At 57.7% G+C, this 19,319-nt stretch carries 18 protein-coding genes and 1 tRNA gene; 14 read left to right on the top strand and 5 right to left on the bottom strand.

Features of this window, described 5'->3' with window-relative positions; translation table 11 throughout:
• Positions 1-44: 44 nt before the first annotated feature.
• From pcnB to U5K34_RS02300, 8 genes are all read left to right on the top strand, one after another.
• The gene (pcnB, locus tag U5K34_RS02335) at positions 45-1,316 is read left to right on the top strand and encodes a polynucleotide adenylyltransferase PcnB (protein WP_322566907.1); all 1,272 of its coding nucleotides are present in this window, start codon (positions 45-47) and stop codon (positions 1,314-1,316) included.
• Positions 1,313-1,804, top strand: a complete 492-nt coding sequence (gene folK, locus U5K34_RS02330; RefSeq protein WP_322566906.1) for a 2-amino-4-hydroxy-6-hydroxymethyldihydropteridine diphosphokinase — start codon at positions 1,313-1,315, stop codon at positions 1,802-1,804. Before pcnB ends, folK begins: the two co-directional genes overlap by 4 nt.
• A complete protein-coding gene (locus U5K34_RS02325) occupies positions 1,797-2,450 on the top strand; it encodes a deoxynucleoside kinase (RefSeq protein ID WP_322566905.1) in 654 nt (217 codons plus the stop codon). The genes folK and U5K34_RS02325 overlap by 8 nt, the downstream gene beginning before the upstream one ends.
• Entirely contained in the window at positions 2,447-3,265 is an 819-nt protein-coding gene (panB, locus tag U5K34_RS02320) for a 3-methyl-2-oxobutanoate hydroxymethyltransferase (RefSeq protein WP_322566904.1), read from the top strand. Before U5K34_RS02325 ends, panB begins: the two co-directional genes overlap by 4 nt.
• Positions 3,266-3,287: 22 nt before the next feature.
• Positions 3,288-3,605: a DUF4156 domain-containing protein gene (locus tag U5K34_RS02315; protein WP_322566903.1), complete on the top strand. Its 318-nt coding sequence runs from the start codon at positions 3,288-3,290 to the stop codon at positions 3,603-3,605.
• Positions 3,606-3,654: 49 nt separating this feature from the next.
• Positions 3,655-4,494, top strand: coding sequence for a pantoate--beta-alanine ligase (gene panC / locus U5K34_RS02310; RefSeq protein WP_322566902.1), 840 nt, complete (start codon positions 3,655-3,657; stop codon positions 4,492-4,494).
• A 152-nt stretch (positions 4,495-4,646) separates the two neighbouring features.
• The gene (gene panD / locus U5K34_RS02305; RefSeq protein ID WP_322566901.1) at positions 4,647-5,027 is read left to right on the top strand and encodes an aspartate 1-decarboxylase; all 381 of its coding nucleotides are present in this window, start codon (positions 4,647-4,649) and stop codon (positions 5,025-5,027) included.
• A 765-nt stretch (positions 5,028-5,792) separates the two neighbouring features.
• Entirely contained in the window at positions 5,793-6,242 is a 450-nt protein-coding gene (locus U5K34_RS02300; RefSeq protein ID WP_322566900.1) for a DsrE family protein, read from the top strand.
• 384 nt (positions 6,243-6,626) lie between these two features.
• On the opposite strand, the gene ppc is transcribed toward U5K34_RS02300, so the two are convergent.
• On the bottom strand, positions 6,627-9,464 hold the full coding sequence (ppc, locus tag U5K34_RS02295) for a phosphoenolpyruvate carboxylase (protein WP_322566899.1): 2,838 nt from the start codon (positions 9,462-9,464) through the stop codon (positions 6,627-6,629).
• 194 nt (positions 9,465-9,658) lie between these two features.
• Between ppc and pgi the strand changes: the two genes are divergently transcribed.
• Positions 9,659-11,323, top strand: a complete 1,665-nt coding sequence (gene pgi, locus U5K34_RS02290) for a glucose-6-phosphate isomerase (protein ID WP_322566898.1) — start codon at positions 9,659-9,661, stop codon at positions 11,321-11,323.
• A gap of 177 nt (positions 11,324-11,500) precedes the next feature.
• On the opposite strand, the gene U5K34_RS02285 is transcribed toward pgi, so the two are convergent.
• A tRNA-Leu gene (locus U5K34_RS02285) sits at positions 11,501-11,585 on the bottom strand.
• Between the two features lie 87 nt (positions 11,586-11,672).
• On the opposite strand from U5K34_RS02285, the gene queA reads away from it, so the two are divergent.
• The 5 genes from queA to secF all read left to right on the top strand — a co-directional run bounded on the left by queA (position 11,673) and on the right by secF (position 17,319).
• Positions 11,673-12,713 carry a tRNA preQ1(34) S-adenosylmethionine ribosyltransferase-isomerase QueA gene (gene queA, locus U5K34_RS02280; RefSeq protein WP_322566897.1) on the top strand — a complete coding sequence of 347 codons (1,041 nt, stop codon included), beginning with the start codon at positions 11,673-11,675 and terminating at the stop codon, positions 12,711-12,713.
• A 240-nt stretch (positions 12,714-12,953) separates the two neighbouring features.
• Positions 12,954-14,069: a tRNA guanosine(34) transglycosylase Tgt gene (tgt, locus tag U5K34_RS02275; RefSeq protein WP_322566896.1), complete on the top strand. Its 1,116-nt coding sequence runs from the start codon at positions 12,954-12,956 to the stop codon at positions 14,067-14,069.
• A 40-nt stretch (positions 14,070-14,109) separates the two neighbouring features.
• Positions 14,110-14,451, top strand: coding sequence for a preprotein translocase subunit YajC (gene yajC / locus U5K34_RS02270; protein WP_322566895.1), 342 nt, complete (start codon positions 14,110-14,112; stop codon positions 14,449-14,451).
• A gap of 60 nt (positions 14,452-14,511) precedes the next feature.
• Complete coding sequence (gene secD, locus U5K34_RS02265) at positions 14,512-16,365, top strand: protein translocase subunit SecD (RefSeq protein ID WP_322566894.1); 1,854 nt, start codon at positions 14,512-14,514, stop codon at positions 16,363-16,365.
• Between the two features lie 18 nt (positions 16,366-16,383).
• A complete protein-coding gene (gene secF / locus U5K34_RS02260; RefSeq protein WP_322566893.1) occupies positions 16,384-17,319 on the top strand; it encodes a protein translocase subunit SecF in 936 nt (311 codons plus the stop codon).
• A gap of 214 nt (positions 17,320-17,533) precedes the next feature.
• On the opposite strand, the gene U5K34_RS02255 is transcribed toward secF, so the two are convergent.
• The 3 genes from U5K34_RS02255 to suhB form a co-directional block, all read right to left on the bottom strand.
• Positions 17,534-17,893, bottom strand: a complete 360-nt coding sequence (locus U5K34_RS02255; RefSeq protein ID WP_322566892.1) for a hypothetical protein — start codon at positions 17,891-17,893, stop codon at positions 17,534-17,536.
• A 194-nt stretch (positions 17,894-18,087) separates the two neighbouring features.
• Positions 18,088-18,348, bottom strand: coding sequence for a hypothetical protein (locus U5K34_RS02250; RefSeq protein WP_322566891.1), 261 nt, complete (start codon positions 18,346-18,348; stop codon positions 18,088-18,090).
• 153 nt (positions 18,349-18,501) lie between these two features.
• A complete protein-coding gene (gene suhB, locus U5K34_RS02245; RefSeq protein ID WP_416223996.1) occupies positions 18,502-19,302 on the bottom strand; it encodes an inositol-1-monophosphatase in 801 nt (266 codons plus the stop codon).
• Positions 19,303-19,319: the final 17 nt, after the last annotated feature.

Here is a 19,319-nt window from a genome sequence, read left to right as displayed (position 1 = left end):
GACCAAATTGCTTTAATAATTAATAGATTACGAGCCAGTTCCCGTTGCAGCCAGAAATCATCCCACGTGCCGAGCATGCCGTCTCCCGGGCGGATATCAGTGAGTATGCGCTCAAGGTGCTCTATCGCCTGAAAAAGGCCGGCTATGCGGCCTATCTGGTCGGCGGCGGGGTGCGCGATTTGCTATTGCGCCATCGGCCCAAGGATTTCGACGTGGCGACGGACGCCACCCCCGACGAGGTCAAAAAGCTGTTTCGCAATTGCCGGCTGATCGGCCGGCGTTTTCGGCTGGCGCATGTGCATTTTGGCCGGGATATCATCGAAGTCGCCACTTTTCGGGCCCAGCACCGCGACGGGGACGAAGACGGGGTGATGACCGACGGGATGATTCTGCGCGATAACGTCTTCGGCAGCCTGGAAGAGGATGCCTTCCGGCGCGATTTCACCGTCAATGCCTTGTATTACAACATCGAGGATTTTTCCCTGGTCGACTACACCGGCGGGCTGAGCGATCTGGAACAGCGCCGGCTGCGGATGATTGGCGATCCCGAGGTGCGCATCCAGGAAGATCCCGTCCGTCTGCTGCGGGCGCTGCGTTTTGCCGCCAAGCTTGGCTTCAGTCTTGATCCGCAACTGGAGCAGCAGTTCGCTCGCCATGGCGGGCGGCTGCTGGATGTGCCCCCGGCACGGCTGTTCGAGGAAATCCTGAAGCTGTTTATGAGTGGCTATGGGATCCGGGCGTTCGAACTGTTAGTGCACTACGATATTTTCCGTTACCTGTTCCCGCAGACGGCCGATTTAATGGAAGCTGATGACGGTTATACCCGGCGCTTTATCGAAGCCGGTCTGGGTAACACGGATCGCCGTCTCCAGGATGACAAGCCGGTCACGCCGTTCTTTTTATTTGGCGTGCTGCTGTGGCCGGTGGTCCGGCAACAGGCACAGCTGTTACAGGAACAGGATGAGAGCGAGCTGCAGGCCCTGCAACAGGCGGCCGGCGACGTGGTGCAGGCGCAGACCCGCCGCATCACCATTCCCAAACGGTTCGGTCTGCCGATGAAAGAGACCTGGTTGATGCAGGCACGTCTGTCACGACGCCAGGGCAAGCGGGCGGTGCGCCTGCTGGAGGCCCCCCGGTTTCGCGCCGGGTATGATTTTCTGTTGCTGCGTCAGCAGGCCGGTGAGCCGTTGCAGGAATTGTGCGACTGGTGGACGCAGTTTCAGGAGGCCGACGAGAAAGGCCAGCGCGACATGCTGCAGACGGTCTCTCCCGGCAAGAGCAAGCGCGGTCGGCGGCGCCGGAAAAAACACACATGATCACCGCTTATATTGCCCTGGGCAGCAACCTCGATGATCCGCTTGCCCAGGTCAGACAGGCCATGGCGGAACTGGAGCGGCTGGAGGAGAGCGCCTTGCAGGCGGCGTCATCCCTGTATCGCTCCACGCCCATGGGTCCGGCCGATCAGCCGGATTATATCAATGCCGTGGTGGCGCTGCAGACCGGGCTTGCCCCGCATGCCCTGCTGGATACACTGCAGGCCATTGAGCAGGCCCATGGGCGGCAACGCGGCGCGCAACGCTGGGGGCCCCGTACGCTGGATCTGGATGTGTTACTCTATGGCGAGGAAACGATCAACGATCAACGTTTAACCATTCCGCACCCGGGCATCAGCGAGCGGGCATTTGTGTTGTTCCCGTTGCAGGAGATTGTCGCACCGGATTTCATTATTCCGGGTCACGGATCGCTGCAGGAGTTACTGCCCCGGGTCGCGGCGGATCGGCCGGAGCGTCTGCCAGATGCGTGATAGCGGTTCTCTCGGTTACATTGTGGTGGAAGGGCCGATCGGGGTGGGCAAGACCACCCTGGCCCGGCGCCTGGCCGATTCTTTCGGCTCGGATCTGATTCTCGAAGGCGCGGATGAAAATCCGTTTCTGGAACGCTTTTATGACAACCCCCGCGGTGTGGCGCTGCAAACCCAGCTGTTTTTTCTGTTTCAACGGGTGCGCCAGATCCAGGAACTGCAACAGAGCGATATGTTCGCTCCGGTGCGGGTGGCCGACTTCCTGATGGAAAAGGATCGCCTGTTCGCCGAGCTGACCCTGGATGCCGAAGAGTTCAAACTCTATGATCAGGTATATCAACACATGGCCGTGAGCGGGCCGCAACCGGATCTGGTGGTTTACCTGCAGGCGCCGGTTGACGTATTGCGCAAACGCATTGCCGAGCGCGGCCGCCCCTATGAACGCAGCCTGGATCCCAATTACCTGCACCGCTTGAGCGAAAGTTACATGGCGTTTTTTCATGATTACAACGCGTCGCCCCTGTTGATCGTCAATGCCGCCGGGATCGACTTTGCCAACAAGGTACAGGATTACGAACTGTTGCTGGAGCAGATCGGCAAGATTCGCAGTGGCCGTCATTATTTCAACCCCGGACCTCTGGAACTATGAGCCCGAACGATGAACCCATATTAACGGTCGAAGATTTGCGCGCCATGAAACAGCGTGGCGAGAAGATCGCGGTACTGACGGCCTATGACGCGAGCATGGCCCGCCAGTGCGAACAGGCGGGGGTGGAGGTGTTACTGGTGGGCGATTCGCTGGGGATGGTGGTGCAGGGGCACGATTCCACCCGCCCGGTGAGCATGGCGGACATGGTTTATCATATCGCCCACGTGGCCCGCGCCCGGCAACGGGCACAGTTGATCGCCGATATGCCATATCAAAGTTATGCCGACGATGCCCGGGCGCTGGAAAACGGTCGGGCCTTGCTGGAGGCCGGCGCCGACATGGTCAAGCTGGAAGGCGGTGGTCCACTGGTGACCCGGGTGCGCCATCTGGTCGACAACGGGGTGCCCGTCTGCGGTCACCTGGGGTTGTTGCCCCAGTCGGTGGCCGGGCCGGACGGCTACCGGGTTCAGGGACGCGATGCCGAGGCGGCGCGACAGATGATCGAGGATGCCCGGGCCCTGGAGCAGGCCGGTGCCGCATTGCTGGTCCTCGAGTGTATTCCCCGGCAACTGGCGATCCAGATCACCGAATCGGTCTCCATTCCGACCATTGGCATTGGTGCCGGTGCCGACTGCGACGGCCAGGTCCTGGTGATCTATGATCTGCTGGGTATCACACCCGGCAAGCGGCCGCGTTTTGTCCGCGATTTTTTACGTGGACTGGGACCGGGCCAGGGCATTCAGGAGGCGATTGCGGAATACGTGCGTCAGGTCAAATCCGGCGAGTTCCCGCAACCGGCACAAAGTTATCAATAACGCACAAGGATCGGAGGTCGAAATGAAAAAATTACTCCTCGTTATAACACTGGTGGTTTTGCAGGGCTGTACCTGGGTCAAACTGGACCCTGCCGGTGAACAGGTCAGGGTGGTTGAAAAGCAACATGTTGAACACTGCAAGCGTCTGGGCAAGACCACCGTGTCGGTCAAATCTACCGTCATCGGCGTAGAACGCAAGCAAGAAGCGATGCAGGAGGAACTGGAAATCCTGGCGCGCAATAACGCGGCGGATATCAAGGGAGACACGATTGTTGCCATCTCCGACATCGAGGATGGCCGACGGGTCTACGATATTTATCGCTGCAAGCAAGCCGAATAAACCGATCAGGCCGGTTTTCCTGTTCGGTGCCGTAGCGGAGCATTTCGATATGCAGGTTTTTGATCAGGTCCGCGACATGCAGCTGCAAAGTCTGTCGTGGCGGGCCGCCGGCTGGCGTATCGCCTTGGTGCCCACCATGGGCAACCTGCATGAGGGGCATCTGGATCTGGTGCGCGAGGCCGCGCGTCGGGCCGATCGGGTGGTGGTCAGTGTCTTCGTCAATCCACTGCAGTTCGATGATGCCGCCGATTTTCAGCGTTATCCCCGCACCCTGAATGATGATCTTGCGCAGCTGTCAAAGCTGAACGTGGCGGCGGTTTTCGCGCCCGGCGAGCAAGCCATGTATCCCGAAGGCCGCGAGACGGTGACCCGGGTGGAGGTCCCACAGCTGACCGGGGAACTGGAAGGCGCACGCCGACCCGGCCACTTTACCGGTGTCGCGACCGTGGTGACCAAGCTGTTTCAGGTGGTGCTGCCGGAAGTGGCGCTGTTTGGCGAGAAGGATTACCAGCAGCTGCTGGTGGTGCGCAAGCTGGTAGCGGATTTGAATCTGCCGCTGGAGATCGTTGGCTGGCCGACGCGGCGCGAAGCGGACGGGCTGGCCATGAGCTCGCGCAACCGGCTGCTGGGCGCGGACGAGCGGCAGCGAGCGCCCCGGCTTTACGCCATCCTGCAGTGGGTCGCCGAACAGGTGCGGTCGGGGCAGACGCATTTTACCCAGCTTGAAGCCGGGGCATGGGAGCAGCTGATTGCCGCCGGTTTCGAGCCCGAATATATCACTGTTCGCAGCGCGGTCGATCTGCGGGCTGCCGTTGTCGGCGAACCGCTGGTGGTACTGGGAGCTGCGCGGCTGGGCGAGGTACGGCTGATTGATAACCTGCGAATTTGAAGGCGGTCAGCCAAAAGCGGCGGGGCCTGTCAAGCCAGGTCTGTAAAAACACCTTATAAAAGAAGATCTTGGCTGGTAGGAAGGCCGGGTTGGGCATGCTAAAATAGATAGTTCCCAAACGCGTGTCGTAGTGATAGAGGAACAGTTGGACCATGATGACCACCATGCTGAAGGCCAAGCTGCACCGGGCCCGGGTGACCCATTCGGAGCTGGAGTATGAAGGTTCCTGCGCGATTGACGGCAAACTGCTCGAAATTTCCGGTATCCGCGAATACGAGCAGATCGAAATCTACAACGTCACCAACGGCGAGCGATTTACCACCTACGCGATCCGTGCCAAGGATGAGTCCGGCATCGTCTCCGTCAACGGCGCCGCCGCGCACAAAGCCAACCCCGGCGATGTGATCATCATCTGCGCCTACGTCGGCCTGGATCAGAAAGAACTGGCCAGCTACAAGCCCAAACTCGTCTATCTCGACGAGCACAACAACATCACCCACACCCGCAATACCATTCCCGTCCAGGTCGCCTGACCCTCATTCCCGTTAGTGGCCAGTTTCAGGGTAATGTCTCTTTCCCTGACGCTCTGGAAAATAACGCAGAGGACGCAAAGACGCGAAGGCCGCAAAGTAATTTTGAATTCTGAATGATGAATTTTGAATTGGTTAGTGAATACCGTCACTCAAAACTCAACATTGAAAATTGTCACTTTAATTAGAAAATGACCTCCTTTGAACCGGCAAATTCTATAAGGAGGCCATTATGAGAGAATGGTAGGCCGGACATAGCAACGCGGTGTCCGGCAATCGGCGGTGTTGCCCGATACCGCTTCGCTTTATCGGGCCTGCGACTCTTTTCTGACGCCTGGAAAATAACGCAGAGGACGCAAAGACGCGAAGGACGCAAAGTAATTTTGAGTTCTGAATGATGAATTTTGAATTGATTAGTGGTAGGCCGGACATAGCAACGCGGTGTCCGGCAATCGGCTAAAGACAATCTCGGATGTCGCCAACAGCGCAAAACCCGATTTAGACGAAATAACATGCACTTCCTTACATATTTTCTGCATCTTTTTATCAGGGGTAAATTTTTTGTGCCCCGAAAAGGCTTTGATCAAAACGCGCCGGGTTGATTTGTTCGCTGGTGGGTTGCATCGGTATTCGCTTAAAGGTAATGTTTTTGTAAAGTGGTAGCTGGATGTTTTACCACCAGAACAACGACGCAGGTTTTCCCGGTGTCGTCTATTAGATAATAACGATATAGATCAAGATATCATAAGAGCTGTAAGGAGAATGAGTATGCATACGGTAACGAATTTTATAAAAGGTGGACTGGTTTCGGTTGTACTTGCTACTGTCTTTCTGGGGCAGAGCGCCCTGGCGGGGCCGATGGATCCGGATCACAAGGTGATTATCCAGGTCAGTACGGATGATGCCCGCACCCAGAAGATTGCCCTGAATAATGCCGCAAACCTGCAAAAAGCGTACGGAATGGATAACGTTGACGTGCAGATTGTTGCCTATGGACCGGGACTGAGCCTGCTTACCGATAACGGGACAAATGCCAAGCGGGTCGAGAGCATGGCCATGCAGAATATCAACTTCAATGCCTGCGCCAATACCATGGCCAAGATCGAGAGCAAAAAAGGTAAAAAGCCGGCCCTGGCCGAGGGTGTTGAAGTGGTTCCCGGCGGCGTCGCCCGGATCACCGAGCTGCAGGAACAGGGTTACACCTACATTCGTCCGTAACCTTGTTTTACGAACAAGCTCGACTGCACAAAGGGCCGGTTTACCGGCCCTTTTTTATTCAGTAACAAACCGGAATCGTCTATCTCGATAAGAACAAATCTATCACCCACACCAGAAATACCATTTTCGAACAGGTCACCCGATCCCTTTTTTCTCATTCTCTGGGAATGAACGCAGAGGACGCAAAGACGCGAAGGACGCAGAGAAAGATTATCTATTATCAATCGTTTGTTCAGAACAAAATCGTCAGTAAAGCTAATTTTTATAGACTGGCGAACAATTATTCTGGTTATTTTTTCTTTGCGTTCTCTGCGCCTCCGCGTTCTCTGCGTTATTTAGCAGAGAACCCGAAAAAAGAATAATTACTGCGAGATAAATTCTCTTCTAGCCTGTATTGCGCATTCCCGCGGCGATGGCGTTGATACTGCGCAGCAGGGGGTTGAGCCACTGGTTGCGTTCTTCCTCGCTGATTGTTTCGTCGCGGAAGCGTTCGATGAGGATGCGCTGGATCTGGTTGAGGGGATCCAGGTAGGGATTGCGGCGTTTGAGAGAGAGGGCGAGGTTGGGGGTTTCGGCCATCAGTTCCTGCAAACGGGCGGCTTCCAGGACGCGCAGGCGGGTGCGGTTATATTCGCCGTTGATCATGTTGTAGATGGTTTTGGCAGTATTCGGATCCTTGCACAGGCCGGCGTAGTCCTGGGCGATGTGCATGTCGCCCTTGAACAGGGACATCTGGGTATTGCTCAGCAGGGCGCTGAAGAACGGCCAGCTCTGGTACATCTCCTGGAGCTTTTGCAGTCTCTCCGGGCTGCGCCCGACCCATTTCTCCAGCGCGCTGCCAATCCCGTACCAGGCCGGGATCGTATGGCGAGACTGGGCCCAGCCAAAGACCCAGGCGATGGCGCGGACCGATTCCTTGGAGCGATCGGTTTTCTTGCGATGCGAGGGACGCGAGCCGATGTTCAGCAGTCCGATCTCCGAAACCGGGGTGGCCTCGTAGAAATAATCGAGGAAGCCGGGGGTATTGTCGGTCAGTTCGCGATACTGTTTTTCGCCGGTCGCGGCCAGTTCGGCCATGATATCCAGGTATTCGGGATTGTCCGGCGGTGGCGGTTCGATCAGGTTGCGGCTCGCCTTGAGCAGTCCGGTGATGCCCATGGTCAGCTCGTAAACCGCGGTTTCCTGGTTACTGTATTTATAGGAGAGCACTTCACCCTGTTCGGTGAACTTGATCTCACCGTGCACGGTGCCGGTCGGTTGCGAGAGGATCGAATCGTGGGTCGGGCCGCCGCCGCGACCCATGGTGCCGCCGCGACCATGGAACATACGCAGCTTGATATTACGTTGCTGTGTCAGGGCCGTAATCTGTTGTTGTGCCTGATACAGGTTCCAGGTGGAAGCGAGAATGCCGCCGTCCTTGCAGGAGTCAGAGTAGCCCAGCATCACTTCCTGGGTATTACCGGAGGCATTGAGCAGTTCGGTGTAGGTCGGGATATCCAGCAACTGGTTCATCACCGGTTCGATATGGGCCAGATCGTTAACCGTTTCGAACAGCGGTGAGATGCGGATATGGCAAAACGGAGTCTCGTTCTCGTAACCCGACAGGCCGGCCAGCCAGCCGAGGAACATCACTTCCATTACATGACTGGCCTGGTGGGTCATGGAGATGACATAGGTACCGAAGGCGTGCGGGCTGACTTCCTCGCGCAGCCGGGCCATGACCTGAAAGACTTCGACGGTCTCGCGACTCATCTCCGACAGGGGTTCGAGATCGATTTGTGGTGCTTCGCCCTGGCGGATCAGCTCGGCCAGTTTGTTAAGCCGACCCTCCTCGTCCAGGGCGGCGTAATCGCTGCCGTCCAGCTGGCGAATGACCTCAGAGACCGTTTCGGTGTGGATGGTCGATTCCTGGCGAATGTCCAGCTGGGCAAGATAAAAACCAAAGGTTTCCACCAGGCGGATAAGATTTTGCAGTTCGCCGTCGGCGATGATGGTATCGTTGTGACTGATGAGTGAATCGCGGATCAGATAGAGATCGGCCAGCAGTTCATGTTCGTTGGCGTAGCCGCAGCCCAGACCGACATACTCGGCGTCGTCGATACGCGATTGCAGCTTGTCCAGGGTGGCCAGCAGCCGCTTTTGCATGATGAACAGCTTGCGGCGATAGGGCTCCTGCTTGAAGCGCCCCGGATTATCGGCGTAGATGTGCGGATAACGTTGTTCGTCCTGCTGCAGGCTGTCGTTGAACGCGGCATTCGGCGCGCATAGCTGCGAGGAGTGGGTCAGGGTGCGGGTCAGACCCCGTACCCGTTCGTAATATTCCTCCACCGCCGCCCGGGCCATCATGTTGACCGCCTTGACGGTGGTCTGCGGTTTGACGAAGGGATTGCCGTCACGATCGCCGCCAATCCAGGAACCGAAGCGAATAAAACTCGGGACCCTGACACCGTGGCCGGTGCCGTAAATATGGTTAAGGGACTTTTCCAGGTTGCGATAGGTATCGGGCACCGCGTCGAACAGGGATTCCTTGAAGTAATACAGCCCGTTTTTGACCTCGTCGAGCACCTGCGGCTTGTTCACCCGCACTTCATTGGTCTTGTAGAGAATGCGAATATGGCGGCGCAGCTTCTCGTGAATCTCTTCGCGCTGGTTGAGAGTCAGGTTCGGGACATCCAGCTCTTCACTGATGACGAAGATCCGGCGCAATGCCTCGAGGATGGTCCGGCGCTTGGCTTCGGTCGGGTGGGCGGTAAACACCGGAATATAGGCCAGGCGATCCAGCAGGGTCTGGACCTGGGCCGGTTCTATACCGTCGCCTTCCAGTTCCTTTAATACCGCGTGATAGGAGCCTTTCCAATCGGGACCGGTCTTGCCGGCGTCACGACGGCGCAGGCGGTGCTGAAAGGATTCCTCGGCAATATTGACCAGGCTGAAATAGATGGCAAAGGCGCGCACGACATGAACGAGGGTTTCGGCATCCAGCGTGGCGGTGTATTCGGCCAGTTTGTGCCGTTTTTTGGGGTTATCCACCTGGCGCAGGCTGATATGGCCCTTGCGCAGGGTTTCCACGGCGTTGAACACCTTCGCCCCGGCATGTTCCTGCAGGATCTGGCCGAGGATATTACCAAACAGTTTAACCCGGGAACGTAACGGTTTGTCGTTCACCGGCTGTTTGCCGGTCTGACGGGTCCCGTCTTGCGAGGAAGTTTTTTCTGCCGTCATAGCCGCTGCTTGTATCGGTTGCAAAATGACCGCACATTATAGCCGCCAAACTGAGGAGTGTGTCCCTTGACGGAATTTTTTCTATATGATCCGAAAAGGGTGGTAACAATGGTTGCCTTGTGGGGGCAGCGTGTTAGTATCTTTATAAACACCGTAAGTTAATGAATTATGACGGATTAATGACAGGTATATCAATGGACTCCGCCCCCGTATCCCGTACCGCTCTGCCAGCCTGGCAGGCCCTGCAGCAGCATGCCAAAACCATTGAATCGCTCCACATGCGCGAGCTGTTCGACAGCGATCCGGACCGCTTTGCCCGTTTCTCGCTGACGCTGGATGATCTGCTGCTGGATTATTCCAAGAACCGGATCACCGAGGAGACGCGGGCGCAGTTGCTGGAACTGGCCGGGCAATGCGAATTGCCGGCCTGGATCGAGCGCATGTACAGCGGCGAGGCGATCAACCATACCGAGCAGCGTGCCGTGCTGCACACGGCGCTGCGCGATCCCGAGTCGGGACCGATCCGGGTCGAGGGAGAGGATGTTCTGCCCCAGGTCCAGGCGGTGCTGGCGCAGATGCGCGAGCTCAGCGACACCATCCGTTCCCGTCAGTGGCGGGGCTATACCGGCCAGCCGATCACCGATGTGGTGAATATCGGGGTGGGCGGTTCGGATCTGGGGCCGGTGATGGCCTGCGAGGCTCTGCGGCCGTATGCCATCCATGATCTGCGCATGCATTTTGTCTCCAATGTGGACGAGAACCATATTCTCGACACCCTGGAAGCGATCAAGCCCGAAACCACCCTGTTTATTATCGTCTCCAAGAGCTTTACCACGCAGGATACCCTGGTCAATGCCAAAACCGCGCGTAAATGGTTTCGCCAGATCGCCGGGGACGAGGGAGCCATCGATCGCCATTTTATTGCGGTCAGCGATAATGTCCCGGCCGCCGTGGAATTCGGCATTCCCGAGTCCAACATCTTTCGCATGTGGGACTGGGTCGGTGGCCGCTATTCCATGTGGTCGGCGGTGGGTCTGAGTATCGCCATTTCGGTGGGGATGGATCATTTCGAGGCCATGCTGCAGGGCGCCTGCGATATGGATCGCCATTTTCGCAGTGCGCCACTGGAACAGAATATGCCGGTGATCCTGGGCCTGCTCGGTATCTGGTACAACAATTTTCTCGGCGCATCGACCTGCGCCATATTGCCGTATGATCAGCACCTCAAGTATCTGCCCGATTATCTGCGCCAGATGGATATGGAGAGCAATGGCAAGAGCGTGGACCGCCAGGGTAATCCGATTACCGACTACGAGACCGGCCCGGTGCTGTTCGGTCAGCTGGGGATTACCGGCCAGCACGCCTTTTATCAATTGATGCACCAGGGCACCAAACTGATCCCGGCGGATATCCTCGCCCCGATTACCAGCCTGCACTGCATCCGCGATCATCATCGTATCCTGATGTCCAATGTCTTTGCCCAGACCGAAGCCTTCATGCGCGGCAAAACCGACGCCGAGGCGCGCGCCGACATGCAGGCCCAGGGACTGGACGAAGCGGAGATCGAACGGTTGTTACCCTATCGCGTCTTTCCCGGTAACAAACCGACCAATACGATCCTGTTCCACACCCTCGATCCCCGCACCCTCGGACGGCTGATCGCTCTTTACGAACACAAGGTCTTCGTCCAGGGCGTGATCTGGAACATCAACTCGTTCGATCAATGGGGCGTGGAACTGGGCAAACAACTGGCCGCGGAAATCCTGCCCGAACTGGAAGACAGCACCCCCATCGACAGCCACGACAGCTCGACCAACGGGCTCATTAACTACTACAAGGGATTGCGTCCGGATAAGTAACAGGGACGAGGGACGAGTTACGAGGGACGAGGAAAAACGGTTACGGCATCCGGCAGCACTACATCGTTGTTGTCAGGTAAAGTGATTATATATCGACGGGAAATTAAAGAATGAATCAGGGGCAGGAGCTTGTTTCCTCGTCCCTCGTCCCTCGTAACTCGTCCCTGTGTTTTAAGTTGGTAGCGCTCCCCGGACTCGAACCGGGACGGGTTGCCCCACGGCATTTTGAGTGCCGCGTGTCTACCAATTCCACCAGAGCGCCATTGCGGCGGCCATTATAGGCAAATCGGGCCGCGGTTGTAAGGGCGTTTGGCGTCGAAGGCGCGCAAATCTGCTACTATGCGCCGCCATGCGACGCCAGGATTTTCATTTTGATCTGCCCGAGGAGCTGATTGCCCAGGTGCCCGCCGCCCAGCGACGGGACAGCCGTTTGCTGTGCCTGGAAGGCGCGACTGGCGAGATAGCGGATCGGCAGTTTGTCCAGTTGCCGGACCTGCTGCAGGCCGGCGATCTGCTGGTGATGAACGATACCCGGGTGATTCCGGCGCGGCTGTTCGGGCGCAAGGCGACCGGCGGACAGGTCGAGGTGCTGGTGGAGCGGTTGCTCGATGACACTGATTTGCTGGCTCACGTGCGTGCCAGTAAAAGCCCGAAGGCGGGCACCACGCTGCACCTGAGCGAGACCGTGAGCGCCACGGTACTGGGACGTGAAGGGGATCTGTTTCACCTGCGGCTCGCCGATCGCGACGATCCCCAACGCCCCTTGCTGACGATACTGGACGAGCTGGGACACATGCCGCTGCCGCCCTATATTCGTCGCGCCGATGAAAGGGTCGATCGGGAACGTTACCAGACCGTCTTTGCCCGCCGCCCCGGCGCGGTGGCCGCCCCCACCGCCGGACTCCATTTTGATGAAGCCATGCTGGTCCAGCTGGCGGCGCAGGGGATCGAGACCGCCTGGGTCACGCTGCATGTCGGCGCCGGCACCTTTCAGCCGGTACGGGTGGAGGAAATTCACGAACACCACATGCACGCCGAATGGGTCGAGGTGAACGAGACCGTTTGCCAGCAGGTGGCACAGACCCGCCAGCGAGGCGGGCGGGTGATCGCCGTGGGCACCACCAGCGTGCGCTGTCTGGAATCGGCGGCGCGCGACGGCCAGCTGCGACCGTTCACTGGCGACACGGACATCTTTATCTATCCGGGCTACGAGTTTCAGATCGTTGACGGGCTGATCACCAACTTCCATCTGCCCGAATCGACCCTGCTGATGCTGGTCTGCGCCTTCGCCGGCTACGACAACGTCATGCGCGCCTACCGCCACGCCGTCGAACAGCGCTACCGCTTCTTCAGCTACGGCGACGCCATGTTACTTACCCGAGCCAGGTGAGTTGGTAGATAGGATGCTGGAAGGAACGCAAAGGACGCAAAGACGCAAAGGTCGCAAAGTTTTGAATGAGTAAGTAAAACAATGCGGAGTTTTTGTTTGGGTTACATGATTAGTCAGTAATGGTCATCAGGGAAAGGAAATGTATAGATATCATTATTATAATTTTGATTTTCTTTGCGTTCTCCGCGTCTTTGCGTCCTTTGCGTTTTTTCCAGTACGCTTAAGAAATGAAGGTTTCAGGTGAAATTTGAATTATTACAATCCGATGGCGAGGCGCGGCGCGGGCGGTTGACGTTTGATCGGGGAACCGTGGAGACGCCGGCGTTCATGCCGGTGGGGACGTACGGCACGGTCAAGGCGATGACGCCGGAGGAGTTGCGTGAGCTGGGCGCGGAGATCGTGCTGGGCAATACCTTCCATCTGATGCTGCGCCCGGGCACCGAGGTGATCGAGGCGCACGGCGATCTGCATGATTTTATGCACTGGGAAGGGCCGATTCTGACCGACTCGGGCGGGTTTCAGGTCTGGAGCCTGGGCAAGTTGCGCAAGATATCCGAAGAAGGCGTGTATTTTGCCTCGCCGGTGGATGGCAACCGGGTCTTTATGGGACCGGAGGAGTCCATGGCGGTACAGCGCGCACTGGGCTCGGACATTGTCATGATCTTTGATGAATGTACCCCCTATCCGGCAGCTGAAGAGGAAGCGCGGGTGTCGATGGAGCTGTCGCTGCGCTGGGCCGAGCGCTGCAAGACGGCCCATGGCGACAGCCCGGCCGCCCTGTTCGGTATCGTGCAGGGGGGCATGTACGAATCGCTGCGCCAGGCCTCGCTCGAGGGGCTGACGCAGATTGGCTTCGACGGCTATGCCATCGGCGGCCTGTCGGTGGGTGAACCGAAAGACGATATGCTGCGGATTCTGGACTATCTGGGCCCGCGCATGCCGACCGCGCATCCCCGCTATCTGATGGGCGTCGGCAAGCCGGAGGATCTGGTCGAGGGGGTGCGCCGGGGCATCGATATGTTCGACTGCGTGATGCCCACCCGCAACGCCCGCAACGGCTTCATTTTCACCTCTACCGGGCTGCTGCGCATTCGCAACAGTCAGTTTCGCACCGACACCCGGCCGCTGGATCCGGACTGCGATTGCTATACCTGCCGTCATTACAGCCGGGCCTATTTGCGCCATCTGGACAAGACCGGCGAGATTCTCGGCGCGCGGCTCAATACGCTGCATAATCTCCATTATTATCAGCGCCTGATGGCGCAGCTGCGCGAGGCGATTGCGGCCGGCCAGCTGGAGGCGTTCGTGGCCGATTTCTACGCCAAACGCTCGCAAGCCGTGCCGGCTATGTCATAATAGCGGGCCTCAAACCTCCAAACGACAAGGGACAGAGATTATGAGCTTTTTCATTTCCGATGCCATGGCGCAGGCGGCGCCGGCAGCCCAAGAACCCAACATCATGTCGCAGCTGATTTTCTTTATCGGGATTTTCGTCATTTTCTATTTTCTGCTGATTCGTCCACAGCAAAAACGCGCCAAGGAACACCGCAATCTGGTGTCGGCCTTGTCCAAGGGGGATGAAGTGGTGACCAACGGCGGTCTGGCCGGCAAGGTGACCGAAGTGGGTGATGAATATGTGAATCTGGAACTTACCGACAATGTCGAGGTCAAGTTACAGAAGCAGTCGGTCGTCAACGTCCTGCCCAAGGGCACTCTGAAGACCATCAATAAAGAATAACGTCGAACGCTTTGTGCGGCCGCCTGGTGCGGCCGCCGCCTCAATTCGGAATCGAGTCTCATGCTCAATCAGTACCCATTGTGGAAATATCTTTTAATCCTGCTGGTCCTGGTCACGGGAGTGCTCTATGCGCTGCCCAATGTCTATGGCACCGACCCGTCGATCCAGATATCGGGCAGCCGGGGTACGACGGTGGACAGTTCGACCCAGCACCGCGTGCGCGAACTGCTGGAAGGGCATGAGATCGCGTATCGCCGGATTACCCTGGATGACTCGGGCCTGCTGGTCCGTTTCTCCGATGTGGACGAACAGCTCAAAAGCAACGATGTGCTGCGCGAGAATCTGGACGACGGTTATGTGGTCGCGATGAACCTGGCACCGGCCGCCCCCGGCTGGCTGTCGGGCCTGGGTGCCTTGCCCATGTATCTGGGGCTGGATCTGCGCGGTGGCCTGCACTTTTTGATGGAAGTGGATACCGGGACGGTCATGGAGCAGACCTACGAGGATTTGAGTAATGAACTGCGCACGATTCTGCGCGAAGCGAAGGTGCGTTATCAGTCGGTGACCCAGCAGGAGGAAGTGATTGAACTGCGGTTTCGCGATGCCGAGGAACGCGAGGCGGCCGATGCGGCTATCAGTCGTGAACGGCGTAATCTGCAATTGCGCGAGCGTGAAGCGGACGGTGCCTATTATCTTATAGCCGCATTGACCGAGGACGCCATCACCGAAATCAAACAGGCGGCGGTCAAGCAGAACGTTACGACCCTGCGTAACCGTATCAACGAGCTGGGGGTGGCCGAGCCGATCGTGCAGCGTCAGGGTGACCAGCGAATCATCGTCCAGCTGCCGGGCGTGCAGGACAGCGCCCAGGTGAAAACCGTGATCAGTGCCACGGCCTCGCTGGAGTTTCGTCTGGTGGATACGCAAAACGATGTGCGCGAAGCCCTGCAGGGCCGGGTACCGTTTGGTTCGCGCCTTTACGAGGAGCGTAGCGGGGATCCGATTCTGTTGAAAAAACGGGTGATTATCACCGGCGAGCGCATTACCAACGCCACCTCCGGTTTCGATCAGGAGACCGGTTCGCCGGCGGTGTTTGTCAATCTCGACGGCGCCGGTTCCAGCCGTATGGCTAACACCACCCAGCAGAACATCGGCAAACCGATGGCCGTGGTGTTCATCGAATACAAGCCGGAAATCATTCGCGAAGACGGCGAGGAAAAAGTCGTCAACCGCAAGGTCGAGGAAGTGATTAATGTCGCCACCATTCGTGGTGTGTTCAGCAAACGTTTCCAGATTACCGGTCTGGAGCCGGAAGAGTCCCGCAACCTGGCCCTGTTGCTGCGTGCCGGCGCACTGGCGGCGCCCATCCGGATTATCGAGGAGCGCACCATCGGCCCATCCCTGGGGCAGGACAATATCGAGCAGGGCACCAGTTCGGTGATCATCGGCATGATTCTGGTGCTGGCCTTCATGGCGTTCTGGTACAAGGGCTTCGGTCTGGTGGCCAATGTGGCGCTGGTGGTAAACCTGGTCCTGATCGTCGCCGTATTATCAATGTTGCAGGCCACGCTGACCCTGCCGGGGATCGCCGGGATTGTCCTGACCGTGGGGATGGCCGTGGACGCCAATGTATTGATCTTCGAGCGTATTCGCGAGGAATTACAAAATGGCAATTCGCCGCAGGCCTCGATCAGTGCCGGCTACGGCAAGGCGTTGTCGACCATCGCCGATGCCAACATCACCACGTTGATCGCCGCGATGGTATTGTTCGTCTTCGGTACCGGGCCGATCAAGGGCTTTGCCATTACCCTCTCCATCGGGATCCTCACTTCGATGTTCACCGCGATTATGGGAACCCGGGCGATCGTCAACCTGTCGGTCGCTGGCAAGAAATTGCGCAAACTGTCTATCTAGGGCAACAGGACACGCGTTATGCAGATTTTTCAGAACACCAACTACAACTTTGTCGACAAACGCCGGTATGCGTTACTCGTGTCGGCGGTCCTGCTGCTGATCGCGATTGGCTCGCTGGCCACGCGCGGCCTGAACTTCGGCCTGGATTTCACCGGCGGGACATTGCTGGAGGTCGGCTACAGTGAATCGAAGGAACTCGAGCAGGTTCGCGACGCGCTTGAGGGTGCCGGATTCGAGAGCGCGGTGGTCCAGCATTTTGGCAGTTCGCGGGATATCGTTATTCGTCTGGCGCCCCAGGCCGAGCAGGTCAGCGCCACGCTGAGTGACGACATTCTCAAGGCATTGCGCGTCGAGGACGAGTCGGTCGAGATGCGACGGCAGGAGTTCGTCGGCCCGCAGGTTGGCGACGAATTACGCGACGATGGCGGCCTGGCGATGATTATTGCACTGGGCTTTATCCTGATCTATGTCATGGCCCGTTTTGAATGGCGCTTTGCCGTCGGCTCGATCACGGCCTTGATCCATGATGTGGTGATCGTGATCGGGTTTTTCTCCGTGACCGGTATGGAATTCGATCTGACGGTATTGGCGGCCGTACTGGCGGTGATCGGTTACTCGCTCAATGACACCATTGTGGTCTTCGATCGTATTCGGGAAAACTTTCTGCGCATGCGCAAGAGCCAGCCGCCGGAAGTCATCAATATCTCGCTGAACCAGACCCTGTCGCGCACCGTCGTCACTTCACTGACGACGCTGCTGGTCGTGCTGGCGATGTTCTTCCTCGGCGGGGAGCTGATTCACTCCTTCTCCGCGGCATTGCTGGTCGGGATCATTATCGGGACCTACTCGTCCATTTACGTGGCCAGCACGGCGGCCCTGGCGCTGAACGTTAACAGCACCAACCTGATCCCGGTGGAAAAAGAAGGCGCCGACCAGCCTGGCCACGAGCTCTGATTTCAGGCTTCTGGAATGAACGCAGAGGACGCAAAGTATAAAATCTATTGATTAATGGCGCTATTCAAGCAAAACGACTGATTATCGTTTTATTCATTTGCGAGTACTGAACCATACAAGAGCAATCTCTGCGTTCTTTGCGCCTTTGCGGACTTTGCGTTACAAACCAATCTGAATCATAGATGCAAAAGCCCGCAGAAGCGGGCTTTTGGTTTTAGCGGGAATGGAATTTTTTGACGTCTTCCATGGGGTCATGTTCGTCAGGCCGGGGCCGGACCATGCGGCAGACGGTGCTGCTGCGCGTTTCGCATTCGGGATCACTTTCGTCCTGTTCGACGCTCTTGATCACGGTTTCCGCCCAGATTGAGGCGATCCCCCACAGCGCCGCGCCCAGTGCCAGGGTGCCAAGGCTGATACCTTCGCTGGCGACCGGGCCGCCGAAAAAGGCGTAGATGATACTGATAATACCGGCAATCCAGAACACGGCAATCGGCGCGGCGCAACAACTGGCACAGCCATAACGACAGACCGCGACCGGCGGTGCAAGCAAGGCAAAAATACTGCGTTTCACCATCCCCCTCCTGATTATTCCTGTGGAATATGCTGGTGTAACGTAAGGTTACTGCCTAGTAAGCATGAATTTTTTATGACGGTCAAATGAATTTTGCATCGCCTGATCGCAAAAGGGAATAAAACCACGAGATTGATAAGGGCGTTAGGGCGTTAGGGCGTAAGAGCGGGGGCTCGTGCTGGAACAGAGGGCCGCGATCAGGCAGCCGATTCGCGTCGAATCAGGTAATCGACAATATCCGCACTGCGTTCGGGGCCCGACAGAGGATGCACGGTGGCGGGCGTGCTGCGTTGCTGATACGGATCCGGGCCGGGGGCCTCAATGGAGAGAATCTCCATATTATCCAGTCCCGGCTGATAGCCGAAATAGCTGGCCGACTCCTCCAGAGCATCGAGAACATCACGCATGGTGATCTCCAGGGCCTTGCTGCCGTTGTTGTTGCGTTTGGGCTGCGCCATCACTGCCGCCGTCTGTGTCCATGAATTGAATGGGCCTGTCCCAATAGCGGACCCGTTCCGGGATATTGAAGGGGGGAGGGGAGAAAATTTTGAATGTTGAATAGTTAATTTTGAATGGGATCACTCCTCAATTCAAAATTCAACATTCAACATTCAAATGAGGTCGTCGGGGACGTGGGGGCGGATTTTTTGCAGCATGGCCTTGAACAGGCGCGGGTTGGCGGCGACGATGTTGCCGTTTTTCATATGGTTGGCGTTGCCGCTGAAGTCGCCGACCAGTCCGCCGGCCTCTTCGATGAGCAGCACGCCGGCGGCCATGTCCCAGCTGTTGAGGCCGAATTCCCAGAAACCGTCCAGGCGGCCGGCCGCCACATAGGCGAGATCCAGCGCGGCCGAGCCGGCGCGGCGAATCCCGGCGCTGCCGGGGATCAGCGCCTGCATCATCTGCAGGTAGGCTTCCATGTAGGGCATATGCGCCTCATGAAACGGAATCCCGGTGCCGAACAGGGCGCCTTCGATGCCGCGCCGGGGTGTGACCCGGATGCGTTTGCCGTTGAGCTGGGCGCCTTCGCCCCGGCTGGCGGTGAACAGCTCCTCGCGCAGGGGATCGTAGACCACCGCCTGCTCCAGGCGGTTTTTATGGCGCAGGGCAATGGAAACGGCGTATTGCGGAAAGTTGTGCACGAAGTTGGTGGTACCGTCGAGCGGATCGATAATCCACTCGTAGTCGTTGCCGGCATGGCTGCCGCTTTCCTCGGCGAGGATGCTGTGGTCCGGATAGGCCTTGTGCAGCGTGCGAATGATCACCTGCTCGGCACGGCGGTCGACTTCACTGACAAAATCGTTGTCGGCTTTTTCGGTAATGGTCAGGGTGTCGATCTGGTCCGCGTTACGGGCGATGATAAAACCGGCATCACGCGCCGCGCGGACCGCGATATTTAACATCGGGTGCACAAGTTTTTCCTTAATCC

Origin of the sequence: Thiohalophilus sp., from assembly GCF_034521165.1 — a bacterium.
GTDB lineage: Bacteria > Pseudomonadota > Gammaproteobacteria > UBA6429 > Thiohalophilaceae > Thiohalophilus.
The sequence above is the reverse complement of the archived record's forward strand: the minus strand, read 5'-3'. Positions and strand labels throughout refer to the sequence as shown.

Excerpts from the sequence above, each read along its gene's own strand:
- folK (WP_322566906.1), top strand. The coding sequence starts at position 1,313 with ATGATCACCGCTTATATTGCCCTGGGCAGCAACCTCGATGATCCGCTT.
- U5K34_RS02325 (WP_322566905.1), top strand. The coding sequence starts at position 1,797 with ATGCGTGATAGCGGTTCTCTCGGTTACATTGTGGTGGAAGGGCCGATC.
- panB (WP_322566904.1), top strand. The coding sequence starts at position 2,447 with ATGAGCCCGAACGATGAACCCATATTAACGGTCGAAGATTTGCGCGCC.
- U5K34_RS02315 (WP_322566903.1), top strand. The coding sequence starts at position 3,288 with ATGAAAAAATTACTCCTCGTTATAACACTGGTGGTTTTGCAGGGCTGT.
- panC (WP_322566902.1), top strand. The coding sequence starts at position 3,655 with ATGCAGGTTTTTGATCAGGTCCGCGACATGCAGCTGCAAAGTCTGTCG.
- panD (WP_322566901.1), top strand. The coding sequence starts at position 4,647 with ATGATGACCACCATGCTGAAGGCCAAGCTGCACCGGGCCCGGGTGACC.
- U5K34_RS02300 (WP_322566900.1), top strand. The coding sequence starts at position 5,793 with ATGCATACGGTAACGAATTTTATAAAAGGTGGACTGGTTTCGGTTGTA.
- ppc (WP_322566899.1), bottom strand. The coding sequence starts at position 9,464 with ATGACGGCAGAAAAAACTTCCTCGCAAGACGGGACCCGTCAGACCGGC.
- pgi (WP_322566898.1), top strand. The coding sequence starts at position 9,659 with ATGGACTCCGCCCCCGTATCCCGTACCGCTCTGCCAGCCTGGCAGGCC.
- queA (WP_322566897.1), top strand. The coding sequence starts at position 11,673 with ATGCGACGCCAGGATTTTCATTTTGATCTGCCCGAGGAGCTGATTGCC.
- yajC (WP_322566895.1), top strand. The coding sequence starts at position 14,110 with ATGAGCTTTTTCATTTCCGATGCCATGGCGCAGGCGGCGCCGGCAGCC.
- secD (WP_322566894.1), top strand. The coding sequence starts at position 14,512 with ATGCTCAATCAGTACCCATTGTGGAAATATCTTTTAATCCTGCTGGTC.
- secF (WP_322566893.1), top strand. The coding sequence starts at position 16,384 with ATGCAGATTTTTCAGAACACCAACTACAACTTTGTCGACAAACGCCGG.
- U5K34_RS02255 (WP_322566892.1), bottom strand. The coding sequence starts at position 17,893 with ATGGTGAAACGCAGTATTTTTGCCTTGCTTGCACCGCCGGTCGCGGTC.
- U5K34_RS02250 (WP_322566891.1), bottom strand. The coding sequence starts at position 18,348 with ATGGCGCAGCCCAAACGCAACAACAACGGCAGCAAGGCCCTGGAGATC.